Below are 21,364 nucleotides of genomic sequence, written 5' to 3'. Positions count from 1 at the left end.
GTGTACGGCGGCTACTTCGGCGCGGGCCCCGCCGCGCCGCCGCCCCCCCCCCGCCCCGCGCGGCGACTTTTAAACACTGGCGGCCACAGAGAGTCTCTGAGGCCGCAAGTCTTTAAAAGTCGTGCCAGGTGGTGGGGCCGCCGCCCGCGACGGCACGCCAGGTGGCGTGGTGGGTCGGGTCAGAGGAGTTCGACGACGCCGGTGTCGAGGTCGTAGACGGCGCCGACGATCTGGGCGCGGCCGGCGGCGGTGGCGGTGGCGAGCCGCTCGGCGAGGCTGAGCTGCTCGACGGTGCGGCTGACGTGGCGGCGCAGCGCCTTCTGGTGCACCCGCGGGTCGTTGAGGCCGACCTCGGTGACCGCGGGCGCGATCTGGTCCACCAGGTAACCCATGAACCCGTCGGGCCGGCTGCCGGTGCGCAGCGCGTCGACGGTCGCGGCCACGGCGCCGCAGCGCTCGTGCCCGAGCACCATCACCAGCGAGGCGTGCAGCTCGGAGACGGCGAACTCGACCGAGCCCACCACCGAGCGGTCCAGCACGTGCGCGCCTGAGCGGACCACGCACATGTCGCCGAAGTTCTGGTCGAACACGGCTTCGAGCGGCACCCGCGAGTCGATGCAGCCGAGCACCACCGCGTACGGCTCCTGGGTTCCGGACAGTGCGGCCGCCTCGCCGACGTGGTGGCCGTATCGGGGACGTCCGGCCGCGAAGCGGCGGTTGCCGGTCATCAGGTCGGCCAGCGCCTCTGCCGGCCCTCGGCGTTCGCCCGGCATCGTCGTATCACGATCCGACGGCGCGGTCCTCGACTGCGTCATGCCTCAAGGGTCGCCGGTGCGGACCCGTCACGGGAAGGTTACTCAGAAGTAGTGCGACCCTTCTCACGGCCGATCCTGCAATTGCATTGAAACTGCGCGAAAACGGTGCCGGGTTCCCGCAGTTTCCCCGAAACTGCGGGCCGCCCGACCACGCACCCGGCCCCACCCTGAGGCGGGAGTCCCGCGGGGTGAGGCCGTGATCCGACACCCCGGGGTGGCCACTTAGGGAGTTCAGCCGGGTGCGACGGGGTCCCCGGTCGGGTATCTTTCGAGCGTCCCGTGAGGTCACTACGGGCGATGACGCTCGGAGAAGGGGTGGCCGGTGGAGTTCGTCGGAGCATGGCTGGAGACGCTGCCGGCGGTCGCCATCTACCTCATCGTCGGTCTGGTCATCGGGACCGAGAGCATGGGCATCCCGCTACCCGGCGAGATCGTGCTGGTCAGCGCCTCCCTGCTCGCTGCCACCACGGATCACATCTCCCCGTGGGGCGTGGCCGCCGGCGCCGCGATCGGCGCGATCGTCGGCGACTCCATCGGGTACGCGATCGGCAAGCGCGGCGGCCGCCCGCTGCTGGAGCGCCTGGGCCGCCGCTTCCCGAAGCACCTGGGCCCGGAGCAGATCGTGCGGGCCGAGGCGATGTTCGGGCGCTGGGGCACCTGGGCGGTGTTCTTCGGCCGCTTCATCGCGCTGCTGCGCATCCTGGCGGGCCCGATGGCCGGGGCGCTGAAGGTGCCGTACCGCAAGTTCCTGCTGGCCAACGCGGGTGGCGGGCTGGTCTGGGCGTTCGGGACCACGTTCGCGATCTACGCGCTGGGCGCGGTGGCGGAGGCGTGGCTGAAGCGCTTCTCGTGGGCGGCGCTGGCCCTGGCCGTGGTCTTCGGGCTGGGCACCACCTGGTGGTTCAAGCACCGGGCCAAGAAGTCCCTGGTCGAAGCGGCCGCAGATGAGACGGTCGAGCTGCTGGGCGACCACGAGATCGACCACCCCACCGACGCGGGGGCCGCCGCGAAGGAGCGGGTCGGCTGACTTCCAGCCTATCCGGTGGGGCCGCGCGTCACATCGGCCCGGTGATCGATCTTCCGGTCGGAGGCAGCCCGTACCCTATCGGGGCACCATCGCCGCCATACCCGGCCCAGGAGACGCATGTCTGACAACACCCTGCACGACGAGATCGCCATCGAGCAGCAGCACGTGGACCGTGTCTACGCGCGGCTGGCCCGACTGCGCGCCGACGCCGCGAAGGCCGAGGCCGACGGCTATCAACTCGCACGGGTCGGCACGTTCGGTTCCCTGGTCGAGCGCGACGCGATGGTGTTCCACGCGGCGCGGCGGCGGCACGCGTTCGACGCCGAGCACGAGGGCCTGGTCTTCGGCCGCCTGGACATGCACCCCAGCCGCGTCGAGCCGGACGAGGCCGCGGCCGACCCCGAGGCGGCGGGCTGGGACGAGCGCCCCCGCTACATCGGCCGGCTCGGCGTGCGTACCGAGCAAGCCGAACCCCTGCTCATCGACTGGCGCGCGCCGGCCGCGGCGGCGTTCTACCGCGCGACCGCGGCCCAGCCGCTGGGCGTGATCCGCCGCCGGATGATCTCGTCGTTCGGTGAGAAGGTCACCGGCCTGGAGGACGACCTGCTCGACCCGTCGGCCGCACCCGAGGGCATGCGCGTGGTCGGCGACGGCGCGCTGCTGGCGGCGCTGAGCCGGGCCAAGGGCACCGGCATGCGCGACATCGTGGCGACCATCCAGCACGAGCAGGACCTGGCGATCCGCTCCCCCGCGTCCGGGGTGACCGTCGTCGAGGGCGGCCCGGGCACCGGCAAGACCGCAGTGGCTCTGCACCGCGCGGCGTACCTGCTGTACTCCGACCGGGCCCGGTTCGCCGGCGGCGGCGTGCTGATCGTCGGCCCATCCCCGGTGTTCGTCGAGTACATCGAGACCGTGCTGCCCTCACTGGGCGAAGACACCGCGACGCTGAAGTCGCTCGGGCAGCTCGTGCCCGGGTTCAGCGCCACCCGCGAGGAGACCGCCGCGGTCCGCGCGATCAAGGGTTCGACGCGGATGCGCCGGGTGCTGCGCCGTGCCGCCGAGGACGCCCCGCCCGGCTGCCCCGACGGCCTGCGGCTGCGCTACCGCGGCGAGTGGCTGGAGCTGAGCTGGCGGCAGGGCGAGGACATCCGGCGGCGGATCGGGCGCGGCAACCGCCGCAACGAGATCCGTGCGAAGGCGTTCGGCGCGGTGCTGGACCTGCTCTGGGAGCAGATGAAGGCCAAGCAGCCCCGGCTGGAGCAGGCCCGGTTCGACGAGGAGCTGACCGAGCACGAGGGCTTCCGCGACTTCCTCAAGGCGTGGTGGCCGCTGGTGCGCCCGGAGCAGGTGCTGGGCTGGCTGGCCGACCCGCAGCGGCTGCGCCGCTACGCCGAGAGCACGCTGTCGAACGAGGAGCAGCGGACCCTGGTGCGGGCGCTGGCCCCGCTGCGTGAGCAGGGCCCCAGCATCGACGACGTGCCGCTGCTCGACGAGCTGCGGGAGCTGATCGGAGAGAAGCCCAAGCCGCGGGTACGCCGGCGCGAGGCGTACACGGTGGGCGGGGTGCGCGAGGTGGCGACGGCGTACGAGCGCTCGCGCGCCGCGCAGGCCGCCGCGCCCCGGGAGAACGACTACCGCGACTACGCGCACGTCGTGGTCGACGAGGCGCAGGACGTCACGCCGATGCAGTGGCGCATGATCGGCCGGCGCGGCCACGCAGCGAGCTGGACCGTGGTCGGCGACCCCGCGCAGTCGGCGTGGATCGGCAGCGCGGGTGAGGTGGCCCGGGCCCGGGACGAGGCGCTGGGCGGCCGCAAGCGCCACCCGCACCAGCTCACCACCAACTACCGCAACTCGACGGAGATCTTCGAGGTCGCCGCCGAGGTCATCCGCAGGGTGTCCCCGGACCTGCCGCTGCCCAAGGCCGTACGCACCACCGGCATCGACCCCGTGCACCGGATCGTCGAGCGTTCCGCCCTGGACGACGCGGTCCGCGACGCGGTCGCGGCGCTGCTCACCGAGGTCGAGGGCACCGTCGGCGTGATCACCCCCGATGCCCGCATCCGGGACCGCGTCACCGCCCGCCTGTCCGAGTGGGACACCGAACGCCTGCGCGTGGTCACCGCGCTGGCCGCCAAGGGCATGGAGTACGACGCCGTCGTCCTGGTCGAACCCGGCCTCATCGACGCCGGCACCGACGCGGGCCGCCGCACCCTCTACGTGGCCCTCTCCCGCGCCACCCAGCGCCTCACCACCCTCGCCACCCGCCCCTGGCGCTGAAAGGAAGGGCACCTTCACAACGCTCCGCGTTGTGGAAGGTGCCCTTCTTCACCTTTTCCGACCCGCGTCGCAGGTCAGGCGACCGCAGCATCCGCGCCGCGCCGCTGCGCAGCTCAGCCCGGGTGAGACGTTGGGAAGGGCACCTTCTTTAACGCGGAGCGTTAAGAAGGTGCCCTTCCTTTGCCTGTCAGCGCCAGGTGTCGGCGTAGGTGGCGGTGCAGGGGGTGGTGGGGGTGGTGCGGGAGCGGTTGGGGTCGCTCTCCCAGGTGACGGTGCCGGCGGCGTCCTTCTTGATGTACTTGTAGGCGAAGGTCGTGCTGGTCGGCAGGGTGATGGTGGCGGTCCAGACGGGGTAGGCCGCGCTGGACAGGGCGACCGCGTTGGCGGTGTTCCAGTTGCCGAGGGCGGGGATCGAGCCGACGACGTACACGTTCTGGCCCCAGGCCGTGGTCGCGGACACGGAGAAGGCGGCCGCGATGGAGGCGCAGGCCGAGCCGCTGGGGGACGGGCTCGGCGAGGCCGAGGGGGACGCCGTCGGGGAGGCGCTCGGTGACGGGGTCGTGCCGCCGGGCACGTTCCAGGTCTCGGACCAGGTGACAGCGCAGGCCCCGGTCGGCACGGCGCGGGCCCGGTTGGCGATGCTCTCCCAGGTGACGTTGCCCGAGGCGTCCTTCTTGATGTACTTGTACTCGAAGGCCGTGCCCGCGGGCAGGTTCACGGAGGCCCGCCAGACCGGGTACGCCGTGCCGGACATGGCGACCGCGTTGGCGGTGTTCCAGGAGCCGAGCTGGGCGATGCTGCCGGCGATGAAGACGTTCTGGCCGGTGGTCGTGGTGGTGTTGGACTCGAAGGTGACCGCGGCGGACGAGCAGGCGGTGCCGCTGGGTGTCGGCGAGGGCGTGCCCGACGGCGACGTGCCGACCAGCGCACCGGTGTAGATCGCCAGCGCGCTGTTGGCCGCGACGGTGACCGCGGCCTGGCCGGAGCCGTTCACGGTGACGGTGCCGCCGGTGCAGGTCCCGGCGGTGAAGTCGCCGGTGGCGACGTTGCAATAGACGCCGGCGGGCAGCCCGGTGCTGAAGGTGGTGGTCCAGGCCGCGCCGTCGCGGTTGAACGCGGCGAAGCCGACGCTGCCCCGGCCGAACGCGATGCGCGACGACGACGGCGAGGTCCAGTTGGCGACCCCGGTGCCGTTGACGGCGTTGTGGAAGCCGACGAGGTTGGCGACCACGGTCTTGCGGTGCTCGCACTCCCAGCCCGAACCGCAGGTCACCTGGTTGGTGACGCCGTTGCCGGCGGCGGGCGGCCCGGCCTCGTTGTTGCTGAAGGTGAAGCTGCTCATCAGCTGGGGCGTGCCGTACGGATACGCCAGGCTGAACGCCGCCGCCAGCGCGTGGGTCTGCCCGTTCTTGTACGTCAACCGGGCGCGCCCGTTGCGCTGCGTGTCGTGGTTGTCGATGAAGTTCACCGCGTCGCCGCCGGCCAGCGCCATCTGCGAGGCGAGGTTGTTCAGGTTCGACAGGTTCGCGTCGCGGAACGCGTTGCCGACGACGTCGCCGTAGCGGAACTCGGTCACGTCACCGATCCCGGCGTACTCCCCCGGCGGGAACGCGCTGTCCTCGATCACCTCGTGGAAGACGTACGGCGAGCCGCTGACGCCGCCGAGGATCGCCTGCAGGTCGGCGACCGGCATGTGTTTGGCCGCGTCGACCCGGAACCCGTCCACGCCCAGCGACACCAGGTCGTTGAGGTACGCGGTGAGCTTGCCGCGCACGTAGGAGGTCTCGGTGGCCAGGTCGGACAGGTCGACCAGCTCGCAGTTCTGCACCTCCCACCGGTCGCCCCAGGCCACGATGTCGTCGTTGCCGTTGCGCCCGCAGTGGTGGAAGTCCTGGTTCTGGTAGATGCCCGGGTAGTTGTAGTGCGAGTAGGTGGAGCCGTTCGAGCCGGTGCCGGTGGACGCGCCGCCGGCCATGTGGTTGACCACCGCGTCGACGTAGATCTTCACCCCCGCGTTGTGGCAGGTGGTGACCATGTTCGCGAAGGCGGCGCGGTCGCCGCGGCGGCTGACGAGCTGGTAGCTGACCGGCTGGTAGTCCTGCCACCACGGGTAGGACTGCCCGCTGAGCACGACGTGCTCCTGCGGCGGGGACACCTGGACCGCGCCGAAGCCCTTCGGGCCGAGCACGGTGGTGCACTCGTTGGCGATCGAGGCCCAGGGCCACTGGAACAGGTGCACGATGACGTCGCGGTTGCCCGGGTTGGCGTCCGCTTTCGCCGGGACGAGGTCGGGGGTGGGTCGCAGGAGCGCGACCGCGGTGAGCGCGGCTGCCAGCAGCACTGAGGCGAGGGCTGCGGCGAGGGGGCGGTTGCGGGTGGACACGAGTCTCCTCCTGGGTCGGGGAGGGTCGGGGATGGAAACTCTTGCGCAAGTTTCAAGGATGTTAGCCCCGCGTTGACGGGACGTGAAGAGCGTCGATGCGCCGGATTTACCGTACAAATCAGAGCTGAGGACGGTTCCGTTTGCGCTGTCGATCATCGACGGTGGACATCGGGGCACGCTGCGGCCATCGATCGCGGACCCAGAGCTGCAAAATCTTTCAAAGATTCTTCCAGTCCTACACCGTCGGAGTCCCGACAGGACCCACGCAGAGCGCGTGAGCGGGCACACAGTGTCATCTACCGGACCGCATATTCGTTTTCATGATTGCGTCACCGCTTCTTACGGTGTGTGCACACCTCACACCGAGACGGAGAAAACCTTGTCTGCCAAGGAAAAGTCCGGGCACGCGATCGTGCTCGGCGCCAGCATCGGCGGCCTGCTCGCCGCCCGCGTGCTGAGCGAGTCGTACGCGAAGGTCACCATCTTCGACCGCGACGCGCTGCCCACCGACGGCGTCACCGGGCGTAAGGGGGTGCCGCAGGGCGACCACACGCACGGCCTGCTCGCCCGCGGCCGCCAGGTCCTGGAGGAGCTGTTCCCCGGCTTCGCCGCCGACATGACCGCCGCCGGCGCGGTCCCCGTCGACGTCCAGGGCGACGTCATCTGGATCAACGACGGCCGGCGGCTGGCCGCCGCGCACACCGGCCTGGCCGGGCTCGGCGTCACCCGCATCGGCCTGGAGGCGTACGTGCGCCGCCGGGTCACCGCGCTGCCCGGCGTGCAGCTGCTCGCCCGCCACGAGGCTGTCGGCCTGATCGCGAGCGAGGACCGCACCCGGGTCGTCGGCGCGCGCATCCTGCCCGTCGGCGGCGACACCGAACTGCGGCTGGAGGCCGACCTGGTGGTCGACGCCACCGGTCGCGGCAACCGGGGCCCGACCTGGCTGGCGGAGCTAGGCTACGACAAGCCCGCCGAGGAGCACGTGGACGCCAAGACGGTCTACATCTCGCGCGCCTACCGGCGTACGCCGGGACAGCTCGGCTTCACCGCCGCCGTGATCAGCCCGTCGCCCGAGTTGCCGATCGGCGGCGTGGTGGTGCCGGTCGAGGGCGACCGCTGGATGCTGACGCTGATCGGCGTCGGCGAGGGCGGCGCGCTCCCGTCCGACCCGGACGCGTACGCCGAGTTCGCCCGCCGGTTCGCCAGTGACGAGCTGCACCAGCTGCTCAGCACGTGCGAGCCGGTCGGCCCGGCGGTGCGGCTGCGGCTGCCGGTCAGCGTGCGCCGCCGCTACGAGCACCTGACCCGGCTGCCCGAGGGCCTGGTCTCCTTCGCCGACGCGGTGTGCAGCTTCAACCCGGCGTACGGCCAGGGCATGACCGTCGCCGCCGCCGAGGCGATGGTGCTGCGCGACTGCCTGCGCAAGGGCGGTGCGGGCCTGCCGAAGCGCTTCTACGCGGCCGCGTCGAAGGTCATCGACGTGCCGTGGGACATCGCGGTCGGCGCGGACCTCGGCTACCCCGAGGTCGAGGGCGTCCGCACCCGCAAGGGCCGGTTCCTCAACGCGTACGTCGCCCGCCTGCACCGGGCGGCCGCCCGGCACCCCGAGGTCGGCCTGGCGTTCCTGGCCGTGGCGAACCTGATGTCCCCGCCGCAGCGGCTGTTCTCCCCCGGCGTGCTGGCCCGCGTGCTGTGGTCCGGCCGGGCGGGCAAGCCCCGCACCGCGCCGGGCGTGCCGGTCGCCCAGGTCACGCTGGTGGAAACAGCCGGCTGACCTTCGTCGGCCCGCCGGCGGCGGTCGATCCGGGGTGCGACCGAATCGACCGAGCCGCCGGCGGGTGACGGCCGTCCGCGACACTCGTTCCGGGAGGCGCCCGCCTCACACCACGAGTGCCCGCGCGGCGCGCCCGGGTTCCCCGAAAGGCCGTATGCCAAACCTCCGCAGCGAGAGATTGGCGGCCGAGGTCGCCCGATCGGGTTCACAGCGTGGTGATGAGCCCGCCGTCGATGACGAAGTCCGCGCCGGTGACGTTGGCCGCCCGCGCGCCCGCCAGCAGCACCACCAGGTCGGCGACCTCCTCGGCCTCGGTGAACCGGCCGGTCACCGCCTGCGCGGCGACCTGCTTGGCCACCTCCTCGGCCGACACTCCGCTCGCCGCACCGAACGACTTGGCGACACCTTCCTCACCCACCCACAGCGGCGTGCGGACCGGACCCGGGCTGACCGTGTTGACCCGGATGCCCTTCGGGCCGACCTCCTTGGACAGTGCCTTGGAGAAGTTCGTCAGCGCCGCCTTCGACGCGGTGTAGTCGATGATCGCGGGATCGGGCAGGAAGGCGTTGATCGAGCTCACCGTCACGATGCTGCCCGCGCCCCGGGCCAGCAGGTGCGGCAGCGCGGCCCGGGTGGTCCGGATCGCGGACAGCAGGTTGACGGTCAGCGACCACATCCAGTCCTCGTCGGTGACCGAGACGAACCCGCCCAGCCGGGGCTTCACCCCGCCCACGTTGTTCACCAGGACGTCCAGCCCGCCGTACGCGGCGACCGCCTCGTCGATCAGGCGCTGCGGCCCGGCCGGGTCGGTCAGGTCGACGGCGACGGCACGCACCGGACCGTCGATCCCGGCCAGCTCCCCGGAGGTGTCCCGGGCCGCGGCGACCACGCTCGCGCCCTCCGCGACCAGCGACTTCACCACGGCCAGGCCGATGCCCTTGCTGGCCCCGGTGACCACCGCGACCTTGCCGCCCAGGTCAAGATCCATGACGCCTCCCCCGACGCGCTCCGGTTCAGGTTACGCGCGCGCAGGGCCGGCCATCCCGGGAACGGGCAGCTCAGTCGCCCTTGGTGCCGTCGACCAGCTCACGCACCACGTCCAGGTGGCCGTTGTGCCGGGCGATCTCCTCGACCAGGTGGAACAGGATCCAGCGCAGCGTCGCGGGACGTCCGGCCCGGCGCAGGTCGCGCTTGGCGAGGGTGTCCAGGTCGAGCGAGTCGACCAGCTCGCGGTAGCGGTCGCTCTGCGCCTCGTACTCGGCGAGCAGCTGCTCGATCGGCACGTCGAGGGCGTAGGTGAACTCGCGGTCCGGGTCCTGCTCGGTCCACGGCCCGGCGTCCTCCTCGCCCAGCAGGACCACCTGGAACCACGAGTACTCCACCCAGCGCACGTGGCTGACCAGGCCCTTGACCGTCATCAGCGGCGAATCCGGCAGCGGCGCCTTGCGCGCGTCCTCGTCGGTGATGCCCTCGCACTTGGCGCGCACGGTCGCGCGGGCGTAGTCGAGGAAGGTGGTCAGGGTGGCTCGTTCGTCCCAGGTGGCGGGCACGTCGGTTCGCGTCATGCCTGCGATCATGCGGGTCGCCCGGTGCCCTGTCGAACCGATAAGGCTCAGGCCAGGACGGCCCGCAGCACCGCGCCCGTATCGGCCAGCGACGGCAGCACCGTGTCCGCGCCCGCCTCGGCCAGCTCGTCGGCGCTGCACGAGCCGGTCGCCACGCCGATGGCGAGCGCGCCGTTGGCCCGCGCCGCCTCGATGTCGTGCGGGGTGTCGCCGATGACCACGACCTGCCGCGCGGGCAGCAGCGCGGTGTACTTGGCCTGCGCACGCTCGTGGGCCAGCCGCACCAGCACCGAGCGCACCCCGTCGTCGCAGCCGTAGCCGCCGACCTCCAGGTCGATCGGGCCGAGCAGGTCGAACGCGGACAGCTTCTCGTACGCGGCCTCGCGGATGTTGCCGGTCACGACGGACTGCACCACGCCCGTCTCACCGGCCAGGGCGGCCAGCGCCTGCGCCGCGCCGGCCAGCGCCCCACCGCGGGCCAGCAGCTGCGGCCGGTGCGCCCGGGTGTGCTCGGCGAGATGCACGAAGAACTCGGCGACGATCTCCGGGTGCGCCTCGCGGCCGTGCCACTCCAGCGCCGTCGTGAAGATCCAGTGGTCGGTACGGCCGCCGAACTCCGGCAGCCGCGGCGGCTCGCTGCCCACCACCGCCTGGTACGCGGCGACGAACACCTCCCGCCCGACCTTGCCGCCGTCGATGAGCGTGCGGTCGATGTCCCAGAGCACCAGGCGTCGCATCCCCCGACCCGACCACAGCCGCGGCGCGACTGTCAAGCGGGCCGGGCGCTCCCACCAGGGACGACGCCCGGCCCGATCGTGCCGGTCAGCGGCAGGTCCAGCGCAGTCTGCGATACACCGACTCGTGGTTCGCGCCCTCACTCACCTGGAAACCGAACAGAACGCGGGCATCCGGGCCGACCACGCCCACCACCAGCGGGGCGGTCCCCGTGACGTTCGACGGACGTGGCGTGTGACCTGGCAGGCCCGTCAGCCGGATCGCCACGTCGTCGCGGACCAGGGTCGTCGTGTCGTCCGCCGCTCGAAGCACCGCCCAACCTTGAGGGTTGACGACGCCCTCCCCCCGATCGGGCACGGCCAGCCACTCGACCTCGCCGCTGCCGAGCCGCCAGCGGGCCGGATAGGGGCGGATGTCCGCGCCCTCCCCGGTGATCAGCACACCCGAGGCCCAGCCGTCGGCGATCTGGAAGACCCGCGACGACTTCACCTGGACGCCGTCGATGGCGTCGGGCAGTGCGAGCCGCTGCGGCGAGCCACCGGGCGGCCAGACGTACGCCCAGCCGGCGCCGAACCGCCGGAACGGCGTCTGCTCGAACCGGCCCTCGAACAACTGTGTGACGACAGTGCCGTCGTCGGAGATCGCCGCTGGGTCACCCGCGGTCATGCCGTCGGGCACGGGCAACGGGACCGGTTTCGCGGTGGCATCCCGCCAGGTCATCAGCAGGTTGCCCTGGATCTGGCCGACGATGACGCCCGCAGAGTTGATGCCGAGGCCGACCGCACCCGGGCCGAGCAGCCGTGTCGTGGTGCCGTCACGGCTCACCACCCAGGACTTCAGCTCCGCCTGCCCGGCGCGCAGCAGCACGGTCCCCGTAGAGCTGACCGCATTGATCCGGACGGCCCCCTTCGGCCATTCGCTGACCACCCTGGGGCTGCCGTCCTCCCAGACGACCAGGAAATCGCGGCCCTTGCCGTCGGCGGCACGCGTCGCCTGAAAGCGGCCACTGGGATCACCCCCGAACTCGTGGTAGGTGTCCGCGCGCAGGCCTTCCGGCATCGGCAGTTCGGCGGCGGTGCAAGCGGTCAGGGCGACCGCGGGTGGCGACGGGGTCGGCGAGGGTGGCACGGCCGGGCCGGGCTCCGGGCGGGTGGGCAGGACCAGGGCACCCGTGATCGACAACGCGACCGCGGCGGCGATCCCGCCCACACCCGCGAGGCGGCGGGTGTTGCGCCGCCGACGACCCAGCACCAGCGCCCGCTCGGTGACGTCGTAGATCCGCGCCCGGTCCCCGATGTCGGCCAGCAGTTCGTTCAGGTCGCTCATGCCCTCTCCTCCCTTCGCTCGTCGGCGGCACGGATGCCAGGCGACGTGATTCGCTCGCTCATGCCCAGGCCTCCTTCGGCTCCCTGACCAGCACGTGCAGTTCCGGGGCCTGCTCGCGCAGCTTCTTGAGGGCGTACGACGTCTGGCTCTTGACCGTGCCCACGGAGACGCCGAGCGCCGCCGCGGCGTCGGCCTCGGACAGGTCCTCGACGAAGCGCAGCACGATCACCGCGCGCTGCTTGCGGGTGAGCTTGGCCAGCGCCTGCTCCAGCAGCACCCGGCGCACCGTCTCGGCGGCCAGGTCCCGGCCGCTGCCGCCCTCCGGCGGCTCCGCAGTGGGCCACTCCGCGCGCAGGTGGCGGCTGCGCCGCCAGGCCGACACGTGTTCGTGGTAGAGCACCTTGCGCAGGTACGCGTCCGGCGCGCCGCCCGCCGACACCTTCGACCACCGCGACGCGATCTTGACCAGTGCGTTCTGCAGCAGGTCCTCGGCCGCGTGATGGTCACCGGTCAGCAGGTACGCGATACGCGACAACCTGCCGAGCCGCGCGTGCACGAACTCGCGGAACCCGTCGTCGTCCGTCACACGTCACCTCCCCGTTCGTCTTTCCGACCTTCCGCCCCACCTACACGGCGGCATGCCGTGCAGAGGTTGGAAAGCCGGCAGGGGAAGTTAAGAAGGGCACCTTCTACAACGCGGAGCGTTGTGAAGGTGCCCTTCCTTGCCTTCAGTCGGTGAGCATGCGGCGGAGTTCGCGTTTGAGGATCTTGTAGCTGGGGCCCATCGGAAGGTCGGGGAGGAAGCGGACCTGGCGGGGGTACTTGTGCTTGCCGAGCTGGTCGCGGGACCAGGTGATGAGGTCGTCCTCGGTGACCGGGTCGGTGTCGGGGCGCAGGACGACGACGGCGCAGATCTCCTCGCCGTGGGTGTCGTCGGGCACGCCGATGACGGAGACGAGTTCGACGGCGGGGTGGCGGGCCAGGGCCTCTTCGACCTCGCGGGGGTACACGTTGAAGCCGCCGCGGATGACGATGTCCTTCTTGCGGTCCACGATGGAGACGAAGCCTTCGGCGTCCTTGGTGCCCAGGTCGCCGGTGCGGAACCAGCCGTCGACCACCGCCTGCTCGGTCGCGGCGGGGTTGCCGAGGTAGCCGGCGAACACGTTGTGACCGCGGATCACGATCTCGCCGAGCTCGTTCGGGCCGAGCAGCTCGATGCGCTCGTCGAGTTCGGCGCGGGCGATCTCGACCTCGACGCCCCAGAGGGCGTGGCCGACGGTGCCGGCGCGTACGCCGAAGTGCGGCTGGTTGGTGGTGGCGCTGGGCGAGGTCTCGGACAGGCCGTAGCCCTCGAAGACCGTGGTCCGGAACGCGGCGTTGAAGCGTTCCAGCACCGCGACCGGCAGGGACGCCCCGCCGGAGATGCAGATCCGCAGCGCGGGCAGTTCGGAGCGGCCCGCGGCGGCCTCCAGCAGCCCGATGTACATGGTGGGCACGCCGTGGAAGACGTCCACCTTCTCCCGCAGCATCAGGTCGATCGCCGCCTCGCCGGTGAACCTGGCCAGCAGCACCAGGGTCGCGCCGATGCGGAACGCGCCGTTCATGCCGACGGTCTGCCCGAACGTGTGGAACAGCGGCAGGCAGCCGAGCACGATGTCGGACTGCTTGGCGTCGTTGGCGTCGAAGGTGTTGACGGTCGCGTTCATCACCAGGTTGAGGTGGGTCAGCACCGCGCCCTTAGGCTTGCCGGTGGTCCCGCTGGTGTAGAAGATGACGGCCGGGTCGTTCGGGTAGCGGGTCTCGTACGAGCGCAGCGCCGTGACCCGGGAGCTGACCTGCTCCAGCCGCTCGGGGCCGCCCTCGTCGGGACGCGGGCCGACGCTGACGACCGGGACGCCCGCCTCGGCCGCGGCGGGCGCGCCGAGCGCGAGCATGCCGCTGTGGCAGACGACCAGCTTCGCCCCGCTGTCGCGCAGCACGTACGCCGCCTCGGCCGGGGTCAGCAGCAGGTGCACCGGGACGACGACGCCGCCCGCGGCGAGGATGCCGTAGTAGGCGCGCGGGAAGTCGGTCACGTTCGGGCAGACCAGCGCGACGGCGTCACCGGGCTGGACACCGAGTTCGCGCAGCCCCGCCGCGTACGCGAGGGCCTGCCGCCACAGGTCGGCGTAGGTCTCCCGGCCGAACGCGTCGACCACGGCGGTCTTCGCCGGGTGGCGGCGCGCGGCCTCGGCCAGGACGGCGGCCAGGGAAAGCGTGCTCACTGCTCCTCCTCGAAGTAGATACGGCTGACGGTCTCGGCCACGCAGCAGGGCTTGTCCTCGCCGTCGGCGCGGACGGTGAGCTGCGCGACCAGTTGCACGCCGCCGTCGACGGGCTCGACCTCGGCGATGCGGGCGGTGAGGCGCACCTGCGCCCCGACCGGGATCGGGGCCGGGAAGCGGACCCGGTTAACCCCGTAGTTGACGCCGAGGCGCACGTTGTCGAACCGGTACACGTCGCGGACCAGCAACGGCAGCATCGACAGGGTCAGCCAGCCGGGCGTGGCCGCCCCGATGCCGACGCAGTCGACGCCGCCGGCGGCCTCGGTGTACGCGTCCACCCGCGACCGGTCGACGCGCTGCCACGGCCCCGGGCCGATGCACTGGCCGACCGCCGCGGCCAGCTCCTGGGCGGACGCGAACACCCTCATGCCAGATGCCCTCCGATCTTCGTGTACCCGCGCAGCAGGTCCCGGGAGATGATCAGGCGCTGCATCTCGTCGGTGCCCTCGTAGATGCGCAGCAGCCGCACCTGCCGGTACCAGCGCTCGATGGGCAGCTCGCGGGTGTAGCCCATGCCGCCGTGGATCTGCATGACCCGGTCCACCAGCCGGTTGATCATCCCGGCGCCGTAGAGCTTCGCCATCGACGACGAGTGCCGCGGGTCCATGCCCTGGTCCACCGTCCACGCGGCGCGCAGCACCAGCCAGCGGGCGGCCTCCAGCTCGGTCTCCGCGTCGGCGATCATCCACTGGATGGCCTGGTTCTCCCCGATCGGCTTGCCGAAGGTGACCCGGGTGTTGGCGTAGTCGACGGCCATCTGCAGGGCGCGCTCGCCGATGCCGAGCGCGTGCGACGGGATGATGTACCGGCCCTTGCCGATCCACTTCATGCCCAGCTCGAAGCCCTGCCCGAGCTCCCCGAGGATGTTGCGCGAGGGCACCCGCACGTCGTCGAACACCAGCGACGCCGGGCCGCCGGGACCCATGGTGGCGATGAACTCCGACGTCCAGCCCATGGCCCGGTCCACCAGGAACGCGGTGGTGCCGCCCCCGCGTACCCCCTTGTCCTTGTCGGTGACCGCGACCACGATGGCGAAGTCGGCGTCGTTGCCGTTGGTGATGAAGGTCTTCTCGCCGTTGAGGATCCAGTCGTCGCCGTCCTTGCGGGCCGACAGCTTGATGTTCGCGGCGTCGGAGCCCGCGCCGGGCTCGGTGATGGCGAAGCAGGAGATGCGCTCGCCCTCGATGGTGGGCCTGAGGAACTCGTCCTGCTGGGCGGCGTTGGCGTGAAACAGGATGTTGTCGGCCTCGCCGCCGAACCGGAACGGCACCAGGGTGTGCCCGACCTCGGTCCAGATCAGCGACTGCATGACCGCGGGCAGGTCCATGCCGCCGTGCTCGGTCGGCGTGGCCAGCCCCCAGAACCCGAACTTCCTGGCCCTGAGCTGCAGTTCGCGCAGCTCGGCGCGTTCGATGCCCGGCTGCCCGGCACGCTCACGGCGCAGCAGCTCGTGTTCGAGGGGGACGACCTCCTTGCGGATGAACGCCCGGGCGGTGTCCCGGATCGCCCGCTGCTCGTCGTCGAGCGAGAAGTCCACTGTGCTTCCTTCCGGTTCGGGTGCTTCGCTTAGCGCGCGCCGCCGTTGACGTAGAGGGTCTGCCCGGTGACGAACGACGCGTCGTCGCTGGCCAGGAACGCGACCACGGACGCGATCTCCTCCGGCTGGGCCACCCGGCGCAGCGGCGTGTGCTCGCTGGCCCACTTCTGGTGCGCTTCGGCCGACGACCCGACCCGCTCCGCGGTGGCCGCGGTCATCGCGGTGGCCACATACCCCGGCGCGACCGCGTTGACGCAGATGTTGAACGGCCCCAGCTCGATCGACAGCGTCGCCGTCAGCCCCTGCACGCCCGCCTTCGCCGCCGCGTAGTTGACCTGCCCCCGGTTGCCCAGCGCCGAGCGGCTGCTCAGATTGACGATCTTTCCGTACTTGCCCGCCACCATGTGCTTCTGCGCCGCCTGGCAGCAATAGAACATGCTGGTCAAGTTGGTGTTCAGCACCGCGTGCCAGTCTGCCGCACTCATCTTGTACAGCAGGTCGTCCCGCGTGATCCCCGCATTGTTGATCAGCACGTCCAGCCGCCCGAAGTCGGCCACCACCTGCTCGGTCATCGCGTGCACAGCCGCCTCGTCGGTCACGTCGCACCCGTATCCAGCGGCCGTCCCACCCTCCGCCGAGATCTCCTTCGCCAGCGCCGCACTCTTCTCCACGCTGAGGTCCACGACCGCCACGGTCGCCCCCTCCGCCGCCAGGCGCTTGGCGGTAGCCGCCCCGATTCCCTGCGCGCCACCGGTCACGATCGCGACCCGCCCCGCAAACCTGCTGCCCATCGCTACCTCCTTGAAAGGAAGGGCACCTTCACATCGCCATACGCAGAGGAAGGTGCCCTTGTTAACGCATCAACCTGTCTGAGCTGGACTTTCAGAACGCGTTCACGCCGGTGAGGGCGCGACCGATCAACAACTGCTGGATCTGGCTGGTGCCCTCATAGAGGGTGGTGACGCGGGCATCGCGCAGGTACTTGCCGACCGGGTACTCGTCGACGTAGCCGTACCCGCCGAACACCTGCAGCGCCTTGTTCGCGGCGCGCACGGCCGCTTCGCTGGCGAACAGCTTCGCCATCGACGCCTCGGTCGCGTACGGCAACCCGCGGTCGATCAGGTCGGCGACCCGCCACACCAGCAGCCGGGCCGCGGCGGTGTCCACCGCGACGTCCGAGATCAGCTGCTGGACCAGCTGGTACGCCGCGATCGGCTTGCCGAACTGGGTGCGCTCCTTCGCGTAGCCCACGGCCGCGTCGAGGCACCCCTGCGCGATGCCCACACAGCCCGCCGCGACCGACATCCGCCCCTTGTCCAGCGTGGACATGGCGAGATGAAACCCGCGCCCCTCCTCGCCGAGCAGCGCGTCCGCCGGCACCCGCACCCCGTCGAACACCAGCTCCGCCGTCGGCTGCCCGCGCAGCCCGAGCTTGCCGTGGATCTCCCGCCGGGTCAGCCCCGGCGTGTCCGTCGGCACCAGGAACGCGCTGACGCCCCGCGGCCCCTCCCCGCCCGTACGGGCGAAGACCAGCGCAACATCGGCCCAGGTCCCGTTGGTGATGAAGATCTTCGAGCCGGTGATCAGCCAGTCCCCGCCGTCGCGGACCGCCCGCGTCGTCAGCGAGGCCGCGTCGGACCCGGTGCCCGGCTCGGTCAGCGCGAAGCAGCCCAGCAGGTCGCCACCGCACAGGCCGGGCAGCCACAACGAACGCTGCGAGTCCGTGCCGTGCCGCGCGATGCTCTTGGCGACGAGCCCCAGCGACACCGACACCAGCCCGCGCACCGACGAGTCGCCCCGGCCCAGCTCTTCCAGGACCAGGCAGTACGCCAGGTGGTCGCCGCCGCTGCCGCCGTGCTCCTCGGCGACGGTCAGGCCGAGGAATCCCAGCTCGCCGAGTTGCTTGACCACGGTGCGCTCGACGCTCTCGCGCCGGTCCCACACCGCCGCGTGCGGCACGACCTCGCGATCGACGAACTCGGCGGCGAGGCGGCGGACCGCGGCGTGTTCCGGCGACAGTGTCATGTCCACCCGATTAAACTAGCGGTGAAAGTTTTATCTCGTCCAGACCCCGCTGTGGCAGAGTTTCGGTCAGCACCGAGCGAGGGAGAACCGACCATGCCCCGGCCCAGCCAGGCCCTGTTGAGCCGGCAGCGCATCGTGGAGACCGCGGCCGCGATGATCGACGCCGACGGGCTGGCCGCGTTCTCCACCCGGCGGCTGGCCGCCGAACTGGGCGTACGCGGGCCGTCGTTGTACAACCACTTCCCCACCAAGGACGCGATCCTGGACGCGGTCGCCGACGCGGTGATCGCGGGCGTGGACGTGTCGTTCTTCACCACGCACGACTGGCGCGACGCGCTGCGGCTGTGGGGGCACTCCTACCGCGACGCGTTGACCGCGCACCCGAACATCGTCCCGTACCTGGCCCAGGGCCCGGGGCGCCGACCGGCGGCGCTGCACATGGCCGACGCCGTGTACGGCGGGCTGGTCAAGGCGGGCTGGCCGCCGGCCCGCGCCACGCACATCGGCGCGGTGATGCGCTACCTGGTCGCGGGCTCGTCACTCGGCTCGTTCGCGCGCGGCTTCGTCGAGGACCCCGAGCTGTACGCCGCCCACTACCCGCACCTGTCCCAGGCCCACCGCCTCGCCGAGCACCAGCACAGCGTGGACGAGGGCGCGTTCGCGCTCGGCCTCGACGCGCTGGTCGACGGGCTGGCCCGGGAGTACGAGGCCACGGTCGGCCCGCTGCCGCCTCTGGAGCCGCGGCCCGACTCGTACTACAGTCGAAACTTGCAGCGCTAGTTTTGCGGCCCGGCATCGTGCCGGCCGCTCGCTACGCGGCCACCGGAACGCGGCCGCCTCGCACCTGAGGCGGCGCACGATCCGTGCGGACCGACCGGCCCCCCGCCGGGCGGCCCACGACGACGCCGTCACCCGCCCCGCGCGGTCGGTGTCCGGTGCCGTGCCGCGGGCGACGCCGCCCTGATGGGAAGGGACAGCATGGACCTGGCAGCCGCGGCGACGCATCCGGGGCGCACCACCCCGATCGCGGACCGCACCCAGCTCTACCTCGACGGGAGCTGGACCGCCCCGCACGGCACCGGCCTGATCGCCGTCGAGGACCCGACCACCGAGCAGGTGATCGCCCACGTGCCCGCCGGTGACACCGTCGACGTGGACCGCGCCGTCGCCGCCGCGAAGGCCGCGTTCGGCCCCTGGTCGGCGCTGGCCCCGGCGGAACGCGCCGCGCACCTGGACCGGCTGCACACGGCGCTGTCGGCCCGCGCGGGCGACATCGCCACCACCGTGGCCCGCGAGCTGGGCACGCCCATGAAGGTCGCGACGAAGGTCCAGGCCGGACTGCCGCTGACCGTGCTGCGCAGCTACGTCGACATGGCGGGGCAGCCGGAGAGCACGCACACCGTCGGCAACTCGCTGATCGTCGGCGAACCTGTCGGCGTCGTCGGCGCGATCACGCCCTGGAACTACCCGCTGCACCAGATCATGGCGAAGGTGGCCGGGGCGCTCGCCGCGGGCTGCACGGTAGTGCTCAAGCCCGCCGACCTGACGCCGCTGGTGGCGTACCTGCTGTTCGACGCGATCGACGAGGCCGGGCTGCCGCCGGGCGTGGCCAACCTGGTCACCGGCCCCGGCTCGGTGGTCGGCTCGGCCATCGCGGCACACCCCGACGTGGACCTGGTGTCGTTCACCGGCTCCACCGCCGTCGGCGCGCGCATCTCGCACCTGGCCGCCGACCGCATCGCCCGGGTCGCGCTGGAACTGGGCGGCAAGTCCGCCAACGTGATCCTGGACGACGCCGACCTGCGCCGCGCGGTGAAGACCGGCGTCGCCAACGCGTTCCTCAATTCCGGCCAGACCTGCACCGCCTGGACCCGCATGCTCGTGCACCGCTCCCGGTACGACGAGGCGCTGGCCATCGCCGCCGAGGCCGCCGCCGGGCAGACGCTCGGCGACCCGTTCGACGAGGGCACCCGGCTGGGCCCGCTGGCCTCGGCCGCGCAGCGTGAGACGGTACGCGGCTACATCGAGCAGGGCCTGGCCGCCGGTGCCCGCCTGATCGCGGGCGGCCTCGACGCGCCCGTGCCGGACCGGGGTCACTTCGTCGCGGCGACAGTGCTGGCCGACGTGGACCCCGACAGCGTCGTGGCCCAGGAGGAGATCTTCGGGCCGGTGCTGGTGGTGATCCCGTTCGACTCCGACGACGAGGCCGTCGCCATCGCCAACAACTCCCGGTACGGCCTGGCCGGCGCGGTCTGGTCCGGTGACGAGGAGCGGGCGCTGGCCGTCGCGCGGCGGATGCGCACCGGCGCGGTCGACGTCAACGGCGGCGCGTTCAACCCGCTGGCCCCGTTCGGCGGGTTCAAGCAGTCCGGCATCGGCCGCGAACTCGGCCGGCACGGGCTGGAGGAGTTTCTGGAGACGAAGGCGATCCAGCGATGAGCCCGGTACGCGCGCTGCTATGGCGCGGACCCGGCGCGGCGCTGGAGATCGAGCCGATCCTGCTGCCCCCGCCCGGCCCGAAGGAGGTGCGGGTGCACATCCGCGCCGCCGGGGTGTGCCACTCCGATCTGTCGATGGTCAACGGGACCCTCGCGCCGCCGTACCCCCTGGTGTTGGGTCATGAGGCGGCAGGCGTGGTGACCGCCGCCGGGCCGGAGGCGAGCGTCGCGGCCGGCGCCCACGTGGTCCTGAACTGGGCCCCGCCGTGCCGCAGGTGCTGGTTCTGCGGCAACGGGCAGCCCTGGCTGTGCGAGACCACCGGTGCGCCGACCGCCGCCCGTGGCGCGACCGCCGACGGCGAGCCGCTGCACGTCACGCTGGGTCTCGGCGCGCTCGCCGAGGAGGTCGTCGTCGGCGACCACGCCGTCATCCCGGTGCCGGCCGAACTGCCGTTCGCCACCGCGGCGCTGCTCGGCTGCGCGGTGCTGACCGGCGTCGGCGCGGTGCACCGGACCGCCGGGGTGCGTTCCGGCGAGTCCGCGGTCGTGATCGGACTCGGCGGGGTCGGCCTGTCCACCGTGATGGCCGCCCGCGCGGCCGGAGCCGACCCGCTGATCGCCGTGGACGTCTCCGACGCCAAACGCGAGCTGGCCCTGGCCGCCGGGGCGACCCATTTCCTGGTATCGGGTGACGACCTGAGCGCCCAGGTCCGCGGTCTCACCGAACGCCGCGGGGCCGACCACTCCTTCGAGTGCGTGGGCCGCTCGGCGACCATCCGGGCCGCGTGGCGGGCCACCCGGCGCGGCGGCCAGGTGACCGTGGTCGGCATGGGCGCGAAGGACGACATGGTCAGCCTCGCCGCGCTGGACATCTTCCACTCCGCCCGCACCCTGCGCTCCTCGGTGTACGGCAACTCCGACCCGGACCGCGACGTGCCCGCCCTGGCCCACCAGGTCCTGGACGGCGGCCTCGACCCGGCCGCCCTCATCACCGACCGGATCACCCTCGACGAGTCCCCCGAGGCCTTCGCCCGCATGTCTCGCGGCGAGGGCGCCCGCACGGTCATCCTCTTCCCCTGACCCGCCCCGCCCCGCGAGGCCGCACGCCCACCGCGTGCGGCCTCGCGGCGTCCCA

At 72.0% G+C, this 21,364-nt stretch carries 18 protein-coding genes; 6 read left to right on the top strand and 12 right to left on the bottom strand.

What is annotated here, in order from left to right; translation table 11 throughout:
• Window positions 1–179: 179 nt before the first annotated feature.
• Window positions 180–815: a carbonic anhydrase gene (locus AB0B66_RS41515; RefSeq protein WP_360540765.1), complete on the bottom strand. Its 636-nt coding sequence runs from the start codon at window positions 813–815 to the stop codon at window positions 180–182.
• A 322-nt stretch (window positions 816–1,137) separates the two neighbouring features.
• On the opposite strand from AB0B66_RS41515, the gene AB0B66_RS41510 reads away from it, so the two are divergent.
• A complete protein-coding gene (locus tag AB0B66_RS41510; RefSeq protein ID WP_360540763.1) occupies window positions 1,138–1,842 on the top strand; it encodes a DedA family protein in 705 nt (234 codons plus the stop codon).
• Between the two features lie 117 nt (window positions 1,843–1,959).
• A complete protein-coding gene (locus AB0B66_RS41505) occupies window positions 1,960–4,122 on the top strand; it encodes an AAA family ATPase (protein WP_360540761.1) in 2,163 nt (720 codons plus the stop codon).
• A 187-nt stretch (window positions 4,123–4,309) separates the two neighbouring features.
• Here the strand turns inward: AB0B66_RS41505 and AB0B66_RS41500 are convergent, their stop codons facing one another.
• Window positions 4,310–6,505: a carbohydrate-binding module family 20 domain-containing protein gene (locus AB0B66_RS41500; protein ID WP_360540759.1), complete on the bottom strand. Its 2,196-nt coding sequence runs from the start codon at window positions 6,503–6,505 to the stop codon at window positions 4,310–4,312.
• Between the two features lie 379 nt (window positions 6,506–6,884).
• On the opposite strand from AB0B66_RS41500, the gene AB0B66_RS41495 reads away from it, so the two are divergent.
• On the top strand, window positions 6,885–8,279 hold the full coding sequence (locus tag AB0B66_RS41495; RefSeq protein ID WP_360540757.1) for a squalene monooxygenase: 1,395 nt from the start codon (window positions 6,885–6,887) through the stop codon (window positions 8,277–8,279).
• 205 nt (window positions 8,280–8,484) lie between these two features.
• Here AB0B66_RS41495 and AB0B66_RS41490 read toward each other — a convergent pair whose 3' ends face one another.
• The 10 genes from AB0B66_RS41490 to AB0B66_RS41445 all read right to left on the bottom strand — a co-directional run bounded on the left by AB0B66_RS41490 (window position 8,485) and on the right by AB0B66_RS41445 (window position 17,797).
• A complete protein-coding gene (locus AB0B66_RS41490) occupies window positions 8,485–9,267 on the bottom strand; it encodes an oxidoreductase (protein WP_360540755.1) in 783 nt (260 codons plus the stop codon).
• A gap of 70 nt (window positions 9,268–9,337) precedes the next feature.
• The gene (locus AB0B66_RS41485; RefSeq protein ID WP_360540753.1) at window positions 9,338–9,844 is read right to left on the bottom strand and encodes a DinB family protein; all 507 of its coding nucleotides are present in this window, start codon (window positions 9,842–9,844) and stop codon (window positions 9,338–9,340) included.
• Window positions 9,845–9,891: 47 nt separating this feature from the next.
• A complete protein-coding gene (locus AB0B66_RS41480) occupies window positions 9,892–10,581 on the bottom strand; it encodes an HAD hydrolase-like protein (RefSeq protein WP_360540752.1) in 690 nt (229 codons plus the stop codon).
• Window positions 10,582–10,666: 85 nt separating this feature from the next.
• Complete coding sequence (locus AB0B66_RS41475; RefSeq protein WP_360540750.1) at window positions 10,667–11,905, bottom strand: hypothetical protein; 1,239 nt, start codon at window positions 11,903–11,905, stop codon at window positions 10,667–10,669.
• Window positions 11,906–11,963: 58 nt separating this feature from the next.
• Window positions 11,964–12,491, bottom strand: coding sequence for a SigE family RNA polymerase sigma factor (locus tag AB0B66_RS41470; protein ID WP_360540748.1), 528 nt, complete (start codon window positions 12,489–12,491; stop codon window positions 11,964–11,966).
• A gap of 142 nt (window positions 12,492–12,633) precedes the next feature.
• Window positions 12,634–14,169: a long-chain fatty acid--CoA ligase gene (locus AB0B66_RS41465; RefSeq protein ID WP_360540746.1), complete on the bottom strand. Its 1,536-nt coding sequence runs from the start codon at window positions 14,167–14,169 to the stop codon at window positions 12,634–12,636.
• A complete protein-coding gene (locus AB0B66_RS41460) occupies window positions 14,166–14,597 on the bottom strand; it encodes a dehydratase (protein WP_360540744.1) in 432 nt (143 codons plus the stop codon). Before AB0B66_RS41460 ends, AB0B66_RS41465 begins: the two co-directional genes overlap by 4 nt.
• Window positions 14,594–15,766, bottom strand: a complete 1,173-nt coding sequence (locus tag AB0B66_RS41455; protein ID WP_360540742.1) for an acyl-CoA dehydrogenase family protein — start codon at window positions 15,764–15,766, stop codon at window positions 14,594–14,596. The genes AB0B66_RS41460 and AB0B66_RS41455 overlap by 4 nt, the downstream gene beginning before the upstream one ends.
• Before the next feature lie 29 nt (window positions 15,767–15,795).
• The gene (fabG, locus tag AB0B66_RS41450; protein ID WP_360540740.1) at window positions 15,796–16,557 is read right to left on the bottom strand and encodes a 3-oxoacyl-ACP reductase FabG; all 762 of its coding nucleotides are present in this window, start codon (window positions 16,555–16,557) and stop codon (window positions 15,796–15,798) included.
• A gap of 91 nt (window positions 16,558–16,648) precedes the next feature.
• Complete coding sequence (locus AB0B66_RS41445; protein ID WP_360540738.1) at window positions 16,649–17,797, bottom strand: acyl-CoA dehydrogenase family protein; 1,149 nt, start codon at window positions 17,795–17,797, stop codon at window positions 16,649–16,651.
• Window positions 17,798–17,884: 87 nt separating this feature from the next.
• Here AB0B66_RS41445 and AB0B66_RS41440 point away from each other — a divergent pair, with 87 nt between their 5' ends.
• The 3 genes from AB0B66_RS41440 to AB0B66_RS41430 all read left to right on the top strand — a co-directional run bounded on the left by AB0B66_RS41440 (window position 17,885) and on the right by AB0B66_RS41430 (window position 21,309).
• Entirely contained in the window at window positions 17,885–18,571 is a 687-nt protein-coding gene (locus AB0B66_RS41440) for a TetR/AcrR family transcriptional regulator C-terminal domain-containing protein (RefSeq protein ID WP_203697303.1), read from the top strand.
• Between the two features lie 198 nt (window positions 18,572–18,769).
• On the top strand, window positions 18,770–20,230 hold the full coding sequence (locus AB0B66_RS41435; RefSeq protein WP_360540736.1) for an aldehyde dehydrogenase family protein: 1,461 nt from the start codon (window positions 18,770–18,772) through the stop codon (window positions 20,228–20,230).
• The gene (locus AB0B66_RS41430; protein ID WP_360540734.1) at window positions 20,227–21,309 is read left to right on the top strand and encodes a Zn-dependent alcohol dehydrogenase; all 1,083 of its coding nucleotides are present in this window, start codon (window positions 20,227–20,229) and stop codon (window positions 21,307–21,309) included. Before AB0B66_RS41435 ends, AB0B66_RS41430 begins: the two co-directional genes overlap by 4 nt.
• Window positions 21,310–21,364 lie beyond the last annotated feature (55 nt).

The sequence above is a fragment of the Catellatospora sp. NPDC049111 genome, assembly GCF_040648615.1.
Taxonomy (GTDB): domain Bacteria; phylum Actinomycetota; class Actinomycetes; order Mycobacteriales; family Micromonosporaceae; genus Catellatospora; species Catellatospora aurea.
This window is presented reverse-complemented; position numbering and strand designations above follow the sequence as displayed.